The organism is Helicovermis profundi, assembly GCF_033097505.1.
Taxonomy (GTDB): Bacteria; Bacillota; Clostridia; order Peptostreptococcales; family Acidaminobacteraceae; genus Helicovermis; species Helicovermis profundi.
Genome location: NZ_AP028654.1, coordinates 3,029,393 through 3,043,508 on the forward strand (window position 1 = coordinate 3,029,393; position 14,116 = coordinate 3,043,508).

The 14,116-nt window shown below is 28.9% G+C and carries 5 protein-coding genes; 1 reads left to right on the top strand and 4 read right to left on the bottom strand.

Going from position 1 to position 14,116, the window contains the following annotated elements; all coding sequences use genetic code 11:
* Window positions 1–36: 36 nt before the first annotated feature.
* The 4 genes from AACH12_RS13835 to AACH12_RS13850 all read right to left on the bottom strand — a co-directional run bounded on the left by AACH12_RS13835 (window position 37) and on the right by AACH12_RS13850 (window position 12,103).
* Complete coding sequence (locus AACH12_RS13835) at window positions 37–3,426, bottom strand: S-layer homology domain-containing protein (protein ID WP_338535966.1); 3,390 nt, start codon at window positions 3,424–3,426, stop codon at window positions 37–39.
* A 228-nt stretch (window positions 3,427–3,654) separates the two neighbouring features.
* The gene (locus AACH12_RS13840) at window positions 3,655–5,085 is read right to left on the bottom strand and encodes a S41 family peptidase (RefSeq protein WP_338535967.1); all 1,431 of its coding nucleotides are present in this window, start codon (window positions 5,083–5,085) and stop codon (window positions 3,655–3,657) included.
* Window positions 5,086–5,357: 272 nt separating this feature from the next.
* Entirely contained in the window at window positions 5,358–10,871 is a 5,514-nt protein-coding gene (locus AACH12_RS13845; protein ID WP_338535968.1) for an S-layer homology domain-containing protein, read from the bottom strand.
* Between the two features lie 578 nt (window positions 10,872–11,449).
* Window positions 11,450–12,103: an IS3 family transposase gene (locus AACH12_RS13850; protein ID WP_338535969.1), complete on the bottom strand. Its 654-nt coding sequence runs from the start codon at window positions 12,101–12,103 to the stop codon at window positions 11,450–11,452.
* A gap of 126 nt (window positions 12,104–12,229) precedes the next feature.
* Between AACH12_RS13850 and AACH12_RS13855 the strand changes: the two genes are divergently transcribed.
* Entirely contained in the window at window positions 12,230–14,080 is a 1,851-nt protein-coding gene (locus AACH12_RS13855) for an IS1634 family transposase (protein ID WP_338535970.1), read from the top strand.
* The last annotated feature ends 36 nt before the right edge of the window (window positions 14,081–14,116 follow it).

Below are 14,116 nucleotides of genomic sequence, written 5' to 3' on the forward strand. Positions count from 1 at the left end.
CTTTTTCTAAATCAGAATTAATTATTTTTGCAATTACTATTTTACAACAGTAGTGTAAGAATTATCTTCATCTAGATTTTTATTGTCATATAAGCCTTTAACGTTAGTAGTATCATTTAATGTTACTTTAACAACGTCATCAACTGATAATCCTGTAGCATAAGTTAATACTACTTCATCATCACTAGCAGTTACATCAGCAACAGTTACAGTTACGTCAGTTCCATTTACAGATACTGTGTAATCAGAAGCTGCAGTAGCAGTAGCATTTACATTTTGATCAAATGTTACTGTGATTGCACCAGCAGTTGTAGCTGATAAATCATCAATCTTAACATCTGAAGCAGAAGCAGTACTTACACCGAAGTCTGAAGTAATTGCAACTGGAGTAGAATCTGAAGATTCAACTACTTTAACACCAGCTTTATCATAAACTGAAGCTAAATTAATAGTTAAAGTATCTTGATCTACTGTTGAAGGATAAGTAGAACCTAATGTTAATGTAGCAATTGTTGCATCATCATTCCACTCAACTAAAGTAATTGATGGAGCAGATGCATTTGTGAATGCATAATCAGCAGTTTGAGTTCCCTCGTCCATAGCTTCTGGGTAGTATACTTTTACATGTTGCTCATCTGACATTACAGCATATACATCATCGATATATAAATCTGAATCAGCAGAACCAGCAAAGTCAAGAGATAAATCATCTGCATCTGTACTAAATACGATTGCATCATTAATTGCAAAACCTGCAGTAATTGTTGCAGTCCATGTCTCATTAGTTAATGCAGTTCCAAGTTTGAAATCATATTGTGTTTTAGCATCATTAACAGCTACTGCACTAGTAGGATTAAATGAAGCAGGAGTACCATCTTTAGCAGCAAGAGCTAATTTAGCTACATTAACACTAGCTACATATTGATTAAAGTAAACTCTAAGAGTTTTTGAGTTTAATGCAACAATACCTGAAACAGTAACAGCGTCTGCATCTGTACTATTTAAAGCAAAGTCAACATTATCATTATCTGAATCAGTACCAGCAACTTTAATATTAGCAGTATCAGTAGAACCTGCAACTGCAAATGTGTCAGCAGCAGCAACTAATACTAAAACTTTATTGTTAGTTGGGTCTTCATATTTAGAAGTAATTGTTGGTGAAATACTTGTGAAAGTAAGTGCAGCTGAATCAAGATTCTCATCAGTTACGTCTTTATCAAAGTATAATTTCATCATTTGATCGTTAACAACTACAGCAGCTTCTAATTTAGGATTTGAAGCAGTAGTTCCTTGACCAGCAAATGTTTCTGTTAATTCATCAGTAGAAACAACTTTGTCAATATTTTGTATACCTTTTTTAACAGTTAAAGTATATACAGTTCCAGTTTCTGTCTTTGGAATTGTTAACTTAATGCTATCAGCAGCACCTGAAACAGTTTCTGCTTTTGAAGGGTATCCAATATCATTGTTAATTGAGTAATAAGCAACGTCAGTAGCATTATCACCAACTGATTGATCAAATTTAACAGTTATTGTAGTATCAGTATTTCTTGTAATACTAGTAATGTCTGCAATCTTATCAGCAACTTTTTGACCTACAAATGTAGTAGAATCATTATCAGTATCTAATTTGTTTCCATAAATATCTTTTGCGTCGCTTCCTACTGTAATTTCATAAAGAGTAGCATCTTTTTGATCTGCAGTAGTTAAAGTAACAACTTTTCCATCTACAGAAGCATCAGTAACAGCTAATGTAGCTTTGTCACCATATTTTTCTTTTACAGTAAATAATGATGCGCTAATGTCTTCGTCTACTTTTGCAGAGAAAGTAACATCTACTTCATTATTTCCTGTTGATGTAGCACTTGATACTGTTAAATCATCAGTTGGTTTAGCTTGTCCAACAAATGTAGCAGTGTCATTATCAGTATCTAATTTAGTGTCATAAATTGATTTAACATTTTTAACAGTAACTTCATATAAAGTTGCATCAGTTAAATCAGAAACAGTTAAGATAACATATTGTTTTTCTTCTGTAACAGTAGAAGCAGAAATTTTAGCTGAACCATAATATTCATCATCATCAGCAGCTAAAGCAGCATCTACAACAGTTACTTCTTTTTTGTCGCCATATTTTTCTTTAATAGTAAAGTTAGCAGGTACTACTGTTGCAGCATCAACTTTTTGATCAAGTAAAACTGCTACTTTGTTGTAGTCATTTGATTTTGAACCTGAAACTTTAATTTCGTCAGATGGTTTTACAGTTCCAACGAAAGTATTTGTATCATCATCATCCATTACATTTCCAGCTAAGTCAGCAGTTTTAGTAATGTCTGCAGAATATAATGTAGCTTCTGCTTGATCAGCAGTAGTTAAAAGAATTGCATCATTTCCATCATATTCCATGTTTAATACAGCTAAAGCATCTTTAGTACCATATTTTTTAGCTAAGCTTACTTTTAATGTTGATAAATCAACAGCTTCGTTAAAAGTAATTTTTACTTGGTTATAATCTTCTGAAGTTACACTTGATACTGTAGGAGCATCTTCGTCAGCAGCTTTTCCACCGAAGTTAGCAGAAGTATCTCCACTTGTTACAGTGTAAAGAGTTCCATCTGTAGTAGAAGCTTCTAAAGTAAGAAGAACTGTTTCTTTATCAGTATCCCACTCAGCGAACTTAGCAGATTTAACTGCAATAGCTTTATCAGCAGCATCTTTAACAGTAAATACAGAAGCATCTACCATAGTTCCAGCATCTGTTAAAGCAACTTCAACAACTTTTGAGTTTAATGCAACAGCAGTGTCAATTTTAACAGCTACTGCAGTAGGAACAACAACTTCTGGCTTAAGAACACCAAGAGCTTCTCCTAATTTTGTTTCAGTTCCTTTTTTAGGAGTGTTTACTGTGTTTAACATTGCAGAAAATACTTGACCTCTGTTAATGTCTTCAGTTTTACCAGCAGTAACGCCAGTCATAAGACCTTTTGCAGTTGCATCTTCAACAGCAGTAGCCCAGTTAGCTTCGTAACCAAGTGCAGTAAGCATAAACTTAGCAACTTGTTGAGTTGTTACTTTTCCTTCTGGAGCAAACATTCCATTACCAACGCCTGAAGTCCATCCCTTCATTTCTGCGTAAGCAATATAGTGAGCTGCCCAGTGACCTTCAACGTCAGTTGAAGTACTTGGAATTGCGTAAGCCTTAGCTTCGTCCTCAACTCCTAATAATCTTGCTAACACTACCATCATTTGAGCACGTGTTAACATTCCTTCTTCATTTAAATTGCCATTTTCGTCACCCTGAACAAGACCGTAAGTCTTAAGAGTTTGACCAGCGTCCATTGATGTTGCAGTAACATCAGCGAATGCCATTGGCATTGTTCCTAACACTAATACAAGTGCTAGTACAAGAGATAATACTCTCTTCATGTTTAAATTCCTCCCTTTTAGTATAAAATGTGTTTTGTTGAAGGGAAAATATGTAATCATCCGACTACCCTTCATATCGGTGATTTTGAACTGATGAGTTCTATAGACACCTCACCAATTCTAAAATGATTATATCACCACTATTAAATAGTAGCAACTACTACAAGTCCTTTGTAATATAACTGTAAAAAGCATTACACTATAAAGGCTATATTAAACACTTCACCACTATTTATCAACAGAAGCTGTGGATAATGTTAATATCTTTTTAATTGCTTCTTTTATTTGTAAATCTTCGCCTTTTCCTTCAGAGATTTTTTCTACCTCATTGTTTAATTTAGTTTCCGTTCCTTTTCCAAGTATACCATCACTTTTTATATGCATTTTCGTTTGAATTTCTTTAATTATTTGTTTTGTATCTTTACCGTAAATTCCATCTACTTTAATCTTATAACCTATTAAGTTAAGTCTTTCCTGAGCTGCATAAACATTAAGACTTACATCACCTAATTTTGAAACTGATCTTTTTTCAGCAAAGGGTGCAAGTTTATCTATATCATCCCTACTTACAAATTTTAAAGATTTAATTTCTAGATCAGGTTTTATGCCTACCTTATCAATCTTATTTCTACTAGGAGTGAGGTATTCTGCTATAGTAAGTTTAAATCCACCTTTTTCATTTGATCCTTTTAATGTTTGAACAGTTCCTTTTCCATAAGAATTTTCTCCCATAATTACAGCCAATTTATAATCTTTTAATATGCCTGTCAAGATTTCAGATGCACTTGCTGAGCCACCATCTATAAGAACTACAATTGGTTTTCCGTAGTAGGTGGGTGAGCGCTTCGACTTATAGACATCTTCATCTGTTCCTTTATAATCTACATATAACAGTTCTTTATTTGCTTTAACAAAATTATCAGCTACATCTAATACTTCTGAAAGTAGTCCACCTGGGTTTCCTCTTAAATCTATAATTAACCCTTTTACATCTTTTTCATTAAACTCTTTTATTGCTTTTGTAACATTCTGGGATGTATTGTTATTAAACTCTGTTATTCTAAGAAGTCCTATATTATTATTATCTACTGAGTATTTTACAGGATTTATTACTATTTTGTCTCTTATTATATCAATTTTAAGTAGTTCCTTTTCTCCATCTCTTTTTACAGCTAGACTAACTTTTGTTCCCGGTGTTCCTCTCATAACAGTTACAGCTTTTTCTATCGACCAATCTTTAATATCAGTTCCATTTACTTCAACTATAAGGTCTTTTGATTTTAATCCAGCTTCAAAACCAGGTGTTCCTTCTATTGGAGAAACTATTCTTATATATCCGCCTTCGTTTGCTGTTATAACAATTCCTATTCCGCCAAATTCACCAGAAGTATCAACATTAAATTCTTTAAACTCTGCTGGTGTAAAATATCTGCTATGTTTATCTAGTGTTTCAAATATACCCTTATACATTCCTTCATATAACTGTTTTTTTGTAACATCATACTTATAATTATTACTAATCACATTAACTAAATAATCTATGTAGTCTTTATCAACCTTACTTGTATCAATATTAAAAGTTGTATCTGCAAATGTTGGAAGTGCGGAAAACGTTAATAATAGTATTAGTAGTATTGATATTAGTTTGTTTTTTTTCATGGAATTCTCCTTTTTTAGAAATGTCACTCAAAAACATCTCACTTTATGATAAAAGAGTGTTCATAGGATGGCACTTGTTTATGTAATTTGTATTAATTCTTAATTTTCATTATATCACATACTAGTAATTTTAGTTTTTAACAGTATTATATAATTTATATTTCAAAATTATTACTAAAAAAATAGATCATACTTTGAAAAACAATTTCAAAGATATAATCTATTTTTTTGCAATATTAATATTATTGAACAGTACTTATTTTATTAATTAATTATTTATTTAAAAATTCATAAATAATCTTAACGGCTTCTGCTCTTGTTGCTGTACTTTTAGGCTTAAAGGTATTATCAGCATAGCCTGTAATAATTCCATTTGATTTTGATGCATATACAGCTTTTTTTGCATAATCTGAAATTAAAGCATCATCACCAAACTTATCTGATGTTCCTTCTAAATCTACACCATTATTAATGCTATACGCTTTCGCTATCATTACAGCCATATCTTCTCTTGTTATTGCTTGATTTGGATAGAAATCGCCTTCTTTTGCTCCTGCTGATATTCCATTTATTCCAGCTATTCCCACCACATTGTAATACCATGAATCTTTTGCAACATCTTTAAAGTTTGAATTTACTGCGTCATCTAATTTTAAGTATGTTACTAATAATTTTGCAAATTCTGCTCTTGTTATTTGACCTTGTGGATCAAACGCAATATCACTTTTACCATCTACTATACCCTTTGTTGTTAATGAATCTATATATTTTTTTGCCCAGTTTTTATCAATATCTTCAAATGTTGATTCATATTGCATCAATGAATAGATACTAAAGTGTGGTGCTGTAAATATTATTTTATTTTCTTCTACACGATAATTAAGTTTTTTCCATCTACCGTTTTCTAGTACTCCTATCATTAGACTATCTAAATCTGTTTTAGCTACTTCGCTAATATCAAATGATAATTCTACTTGGCCTTTAACTTTATTCCCGCCATTTCCAACAGATAAGTCCATTGTTTTTAATGGTTTTGCTTTCCCTGCGTTTGTTTTACCTACTACAGTGTTTAGCACTTCATTACTTTCTATAGTAAGTCCTGTTTTTACTGTTTTCATTAATGAAACAGGAAGTATAAAGTTAACTCCTTTTGCTTCTACTGTTAAGCCAACATTTCCTTCACTTAATTTATTAATAGATTCTTCATCTAATTTAAGAGAAGTTTTTTGATCATCTTTAACCTTTGGAAGTTTAATATTAACATTTTGTTTTACTTCTTTTGCAACATCTTCAAGTCCGTTTTCATTTAGTGATTTAACCATATCTAATTTAGCCGAAAGTGAGGATGTAATTATGTTTTTCATTTGTTCTTTAGTAACTTTAAAATTAGTTACTTTAGATTTATCATTTATTGCTTTTTCAGATTTAATTTCTAACGTAGCTGCTTTTTTAATAACTTTTTTAACCATTAATGCTATATCTGTTTTTACTGATTTTGTGTTTTTATCTCTTTCTTCCCTATTAATATCTTCTTTTGCAAGAAGAGTTTTAACATTAGTACTGATCATATCTTTAACCATAGTTTTTGCCGAATCAAAATCCAGATTTGTATTATTTAATACTTTATTAGTTAAATCTATTTGATTATTTACAACTTCTAATGCTTTATCAGAGTTTAGACTTTCTATTACTTTTTTTATAGTTTTATTTAACTCAATCACTTTTTTATCTGCATCTTTTGCAGTCAAACTATCTTTATTCATGTTTTTTACCAATGCTTCAACTTTTTGTTTGATTTTTTCTTGCATAGCATTATCAATTTTTTTACCTTTAAGTGGTAAATTTTTCGATATATCTGCTACTGCTTTTTCATCATTCTTATTCAGTGCAGAAGTATTTTCATTAGTAGGCTGGTTACTCATAGCAAAATTTGGAGGTACGCTAAATGAAGAAGGTCTGCTCGGTGAACTACTTGGCGTTGAACTTCCACTCGGCGAATTATTTACAGGCGAACTTCCACCATTATCAACTCTAGCTTTTTTTACAGTTACTATTCGCACTGCAGTTCTTTTATATCCTAAAGCATCAGTCGCAGTATATTTAATTGCGTATATTCCTTCTTTACTCATGTCTACATTTCCAGTTTTTACAGGAATAATTTCACCATCTTCTTTGTCTTTTGCACTAGCGCCAAATTCTGTGTATTTATCTCCAACAGTTAATGTAATTGTATGTTCACCATTAATAGTTACAACGGGCGCTTCATTTGAATTTTTATAATTAGAAATAAATCCAAGTTTATCTGATAATTTTGTTTTTTTACCATATATATTAGTGTCTAGTGTTTTTGATGCAATTATTTCTGCATCTCTTTTACTAATATTATCTGACTCTTTTAATGAATCATTATAATAGAAAATGCCTAATTTCTTAGCTTCTTTAAAAGCTGTAGCTTTAGTAGGATTATATCCAAGTGATTTTAGCATATACATAGCAATATCATTAGCTGTTACTTGTGAATTAGGCTTAAAATGTGTTAATTGCCCTTTTTCATTCATCCATCCTCTCATATATACATATGCAATATAGCGTTTCCAGATGCTTGATGAAATATCTTCAAAAATACTTGGAATAAAATAACTTTTAGCTTCTGCATCACACCCCATAAGTTCTGTAAATATAACTATCATATCTTCACGTGTTAACATAGAATTTATTGATAAACTATTTTTACTTATGCCTAAATCACCTAAAATAGATAAATATGTTTGTAAATTAGCTGAAACTTCTCCAAGTCCTATAAATACATCATCATCTACTAGAGTATTATTTGAATTTAATAAACAATCAATAGTAATTTTGTACAATACTCTATTTTGATTAGCTGTTGTGAGTAACAGCGTATTTGACCCATCAGACTCTATTTTTAAAACAGGTACTTCTAATTTAGATCCATATTTTTCTTTTATACTAATCTTTAACTTCGATATATCAAACGAATCATTCATAGTAACTTTTACTTTATTACTAGCAGTACTAGTAGATAAAATTATACTAATTTTTTTAACCTCAACAGTTAATGTTTTACTACTTTTAGCTCCATCAGAGTCAGTAGCTGTATATACTACTTTATAAATTCCTTCTTTATTTGTGTCTACATTTCCAGATATTTTAGGAGTTATCTCTCCATCTTCTACATCAATTGCAGTAACTCCTTGACTAGAAAAATCATCTCCTACCATCAATTTTCTATAACTTCCACCAGTAATTTTTATTACTGGATTATGATTTGTAATTTTTATTAAACCAAATTCTTTTGCTAATATAAGTGCATTATTTTTATTTACATCGCTTAAATTATTAATTGTAGCCTCTATTGTAATATTTATCGTAGCAACTAGCGCTTCAGACAGATCATTAATATCCTTAAGTTCTTCGCTAGTTAAAAGAGTTGAACTTTTTCTTATAGAAGATAACAATTCTACTAATTTAGCTGTCACATCTGATTTTACTCCAAATTTTTCATTCGAGTATATTCCTGTTTCTGTATTATATGTTTCGCTTCCGATTCCACTCGACATAATAACATCAAATACTTTCTTTAACACTGCTACTTTTGTATGACCATAATATTCATACTTATCAAGTTCATCCCGCGTCTCAATAGGAAGAGCATTATACATATTATCCCATAGTATTTTAATTTGATCTTCATATTTGAAGTATTTTTGATAACCTTCTGCATCATTATCATCTAAAATATTTAATAGTAATTCTTTTGAATTCACCATTGTAGCTATTAAAGACAATACAGCATCATCAGAAAAACCATATTTTTTTAAAACGTTTTTGGTTGTTTTATCTTTTTGTATACCTTCGTCAATATCGTTTATAATTGATAGTACTTTTATACCTAAAAAAACTTTTGATTTTTTAAAACTATTTTTAAAAATATTATTCTCTAAAAGTTTACTATACTTATCAAAACTTCTTGCATAATTTATCTCAGTAAAGTACATCTTTACATTTTTTTTATTACCTTCTATTGTTTTAAAGTTTGAAAATAGGCCTTCATTATAGTTCTCAATACGAACACTTATATTTTTTAGATTATTAATACTAAGAGGTGCTAATGCAAAATCACCTTTTGATGAGTGAGTGATTAATAAATCACCATCATCCCATTTTAAGAATATATCAGAATTTGGCATTAGTATACCTTTACTATCTAATGCTAAAATCTTGATTGTAGGTTCTTGAAAATTAACATTTCCAATATCCATTCCACTTGAAAAATCTTTACCGCTCAAATTTATTTTTAAAGAATTTGCATTAAATTTATCATTTAGCGGAATTACATATAGGTATTTTGCATTATTAATACCTTCCAACTCACTAATGTTTGTAATTAATTTCCCCTGATCTATAGTAAATTTTTTCCCATATATTGCACTATTATTTGTAGCAATACAAAGTTCAACTTGACCTGTATATAAGTTGGCGTTTTTATCTAAAACATTCATTGTTATTTTAGGTTTTATTCCACTATCATTAGTAACAATTACATCTTTTGTAGTTGAATATTTACCTAAAACTCCAAAGTCAGCGCTTATTTCTAAAGAATAATCTCCGCTTTTTATAGGAACATTAAATTTATTCCATACACTCGAAAAACCATCTTGTTTCACTATTTTTTTTGTTTTTTTGTTTTTCCATTTTAAAGTAAATATATTTTTTTCATTATTACTATTTCTAATATCTAATTTATTTTCATATTGATCTTTAATTTCTAAAATATCTCCAATTCTTATGTTTTCATTAATATCAAATTTATCTTTTGAAATATTTAACATTATATTTTTTCCTAGTGAAATTGTTTTAGAATCTGTATTAAATGGTCCTTTTATAAAATACTCGTAAGCAAGAACTCCACGATCAATATCTATTTCGATATTTTCTACATCTTTATTTATAACAAGATTATTCATTTCTAAATAAGGATGTATATTTACAGCATAGGCTAAATTTGTATAAAATTTAGGAGTAGTAAATAAATAAGCACGATCATATAGGTCACCTAAATCAACTGCTAGTTTACATACATTGTTAATCGTAATTACTTGACTTGTATTACCTAGACCAGTAACATTATCTAAAAAATAATTTTTTGATTCTCTATACTCTTTATTTTTATCGTGAATATTTAACATATATTTACCATCTGGTAAATATAATTTATAGGATTCTTCATTTAAACCAACATTAAAATTCCAAAATTCACCTATGTAAAGTCCGCGATTTAAAAAATTTAAATACACAATAATAGACACATCACTATTTTTATGAAAATTTGCAGTATCTAATGTGTACACATTAGTTAAATCACTAATATTTTGTGATTTACTTTGTCCATTTTTCGTAAATTCCTGAGCAAATTGATAGCAATTTAATCCATTTTTATAAGAATACGTGATAATGAATTTCTTATATTTTGTAAAGTCAAGATTTTTTACTACAAACTCATATGAATCATCCGTCTTTTTTGTAAGTTTCATAGGAAGTTCATTTGAATCAAAACTTTTTTCAACATAAACTTTGTCACCTAGGTCCATAATTCCTACAACATTCACTTTTTTTATAGCTAATCCATTTGGTTCAGCAGGTATTCCATCAATTTTAAAAGTTATTACACCATCATTTATCTCTGATGGTACAGTTGCAAAATTCACTGCACTAAACATAAAGATAAATAAGGTAAAAACCACAACGTACTTTAATTTTTTCAATCTGTCTTCCTCCCAATTAACATTATCAACTTTTTACAATTTTTTAGAGTTCTAGTAATCCAATTTCTTAAACATTAAAACTCTTAAAAAGCACTTGATTAAATTTTGAATGAAATAAAATACTCCTCAAAAACTAAAAAAATCATTTATGTTTACATATAGCAATATTGCTAATTTAAAACACAAACAACTAAATTGTACCATTAATAATTTTTTAACGCAATGATTTTTTGTATAATTATAACATTTTATGAAATCGTTGATTAATATGGTGGTTTTTCGACATTTTTCGACATTTTTCGACAAATTTCGATAATGTAATTTCGTTTTTCTATATGAAAATTAGAAATTATAATCCAGGGGCTGTAGAGTTCTTGATTTCCCTCATCAAGGGAATCTTAGAACTCTTAGCCATCGGACAAAAGAACGAAAAACCTCTTTCGGTGAGTAAACTCACCTTCGCTGTTTTTTATTTTCCTTTTTAATAAATAATTTTTTCAGTGCTGCCCCACCCAAGCTTCGCTTGGCTTTGACGCATCATCTTTCTTCAAATATTTGCAGTGGATTGTCAACATTAATTAAGACAGTTTTTTATCAGACATTATAGTTTTATATTCAATGGGTGTTAAATAATCTAAAGACCCATGAATTCTCTTGTTATTATACCAATTTACGTAATCAAATAACTCTAATTCCAATTCTTCAAAACTCTTAAATATTCTATTAAATGCAAATTCTGTTTTTATAATTTTATATGTTGCTTCTGCTACTGCGTTATCATAAGGACAGCCTTTTTTGCTCAAAGATCTCTTAATATTAAAATTTAATAATACTTCATCTAACAGTTTATTTTTAAATTCACTTCCACGATCTGTATGAAAAATTTCTATATTATGTAATGGCTCTTTTACTCTTGTAAGAGCTTTATATACAAGCTTTGCAGTCTTATTCTTACCTGCTGCATATCCTACTATTTCACGATTAAATAAATCTAATATTAGGCATATATAATTCCATTTACCATTTACATTAACGTAAGTTAAATCACTTACTACTACTTCAAGACACTTTTTGTCATCAAACTCTCTTTTAACTAAATTTTCAATTTTATCTTCATTAACTTTTGATTTTGTTACTTTATATTGCTTAATTGTATATGATGAAATAAGGTTGTATTTTTTCATTATTTTGCCTATTTTCTTTCTTGAAGCTATCACCTGACTTTGGAACATAAATTTGCAACTAATAATGAGTTATTGTTGATATTTCAATATTTCTCATTATTTTTTTGTATTTCTTTCCTCACAACTTGCCGTGAGGAAAGAAATGATGTATAATATATATAAAGGAGAATATGTATGTATATTAGTAAATCTAAATCAAGAAATGGAAAATATTATATTTCTATTGCTAAAGGGATTAGAAATCCTGAAACTAAAAAATCAAAAAAAATAATGATTAAAAGCTATGGTTCACATGACTTAAATTCAAAAGAAGGAAAAAAAGCTTTAGCAAAAGCAGAAGTTGATTTAAAAGAAATGATTAGGTTCGAAAAAGAAGCTAAAGGATTTAAATCATTTAAAGATTTTATAGCTAATCAAAAACTTTCTCTTAATAATAAAAATATTGGCTATTTACCATATCTATCAATCTTTAATGAGTTGAAGTTACCTAGATTTTTTAACAAATTAACTAAAGACTCTAAACTAGAGTATAACTTTAGTGATATGATGTTTTATCAAATATTAGGACGATTATTTAATCCTGCTAGTAAACATGAAGTAGCTAAAAGAAAAGATGATTTTCTTTATGATTTCAGTTTCATAAATAATGACAATATTTACTCAAGTCTAGATGTTTTTTCTGGATTTAATAAACATAAATCAAAAGAATTATCTGAAAAATGTACAGTTATTAATGATATGAATGCTCTTATATCAACTGTAGATGATGAAGTTAAAAAGATACTAGAATCAAATATCAACAATACTTTACAAGAGATTGATGTACTTACAGAATCGTATGATGAGAATTTTAAATTGACTGAAAACAAATTATTTAAGCATCTTAATAAAACTATAGATAAAATTATACCAGAAAGAAATATGTCATTTGCTCTTTATGACTGCACAACTTATTACTTTGAGTCATTTATTGAAGATGAACTTAGAGAACGTGGAATGAGTAAAGACAATAAAAGAAATGAAACACAAGTAGTAATGGGATTATTAATTGATTCTGATGGGATTCCAATCTCATATAAGCTATTTAGAGGAAATGAACATGAACTTCATACAATGGAAAAGGTTATTGATGATGTCCTCCATAATTATAAAATAAAGGATATTGTCATTGTTGCAGATAGAGGCTTAAACTCAAAAAAAAATCTAAAGATGATTAGAGACAAAGGTTTAAATTATATTGTTGGTTCAAAGTCTAGTTCAGTTCCTGATAAAATTAAAAAGACAAAGTTTGATCAAACTTGGAATATTACATCTGGGAAAGATTCTAAATATAGAAGTGGTTATATCACAGCTATTCGAACAGCTTCACATGAAGGTGAAAATTATAAAGAGTTGGTAATCAAGAAATATTCTGATTTATACAAAGAACGTGAAATGATTAAGCAAAAAAAGACAATTGAAAAGGCTCAGAAAAATTTAAAAGACTTCACAAAAAATGCAACTGCCAAATCAAAGAGTAGATATTACAAAGCTACTGAAAATCCTAAAGAAAAAATACTAGTAGAAATAGATGAAGGAAAAATATCAGCAGAACGAGAAAATTTTGGATATTTTTATATAGTTACAAACAAGTTAGCTATGGATCCAGTATCGATTATGAAAGCATACAGGTCACTTTATAAAATTGAGGAATCGTTTAGGATATTAAAAACGAACATAGAAGCAAGACCTGTATATCACTTTAAATCAAGACGTATTAGATCACATTTCCTTGTTTGTTATGTAGCCCTAGTCCTTCAAAGATTATTGGAATACAAATTAAAGAAGGTTGAAATTAAATTATCAACACATGAAATAATAAATGGATTATCAAATTTTAAATTAGCTGAAATAGATTATGGAATAGACAAATTGTATATGATATCAGATAAGTTATTAAAAAGTGATATAAATAAGAATATATTTAAATTTAAAGATAGTATTACATTTAAGGATACAATTTCAAAAATAATTAATAAAATGTAGTGAGTTTTGCACAAAACTTAAAAATGCTATAAACCT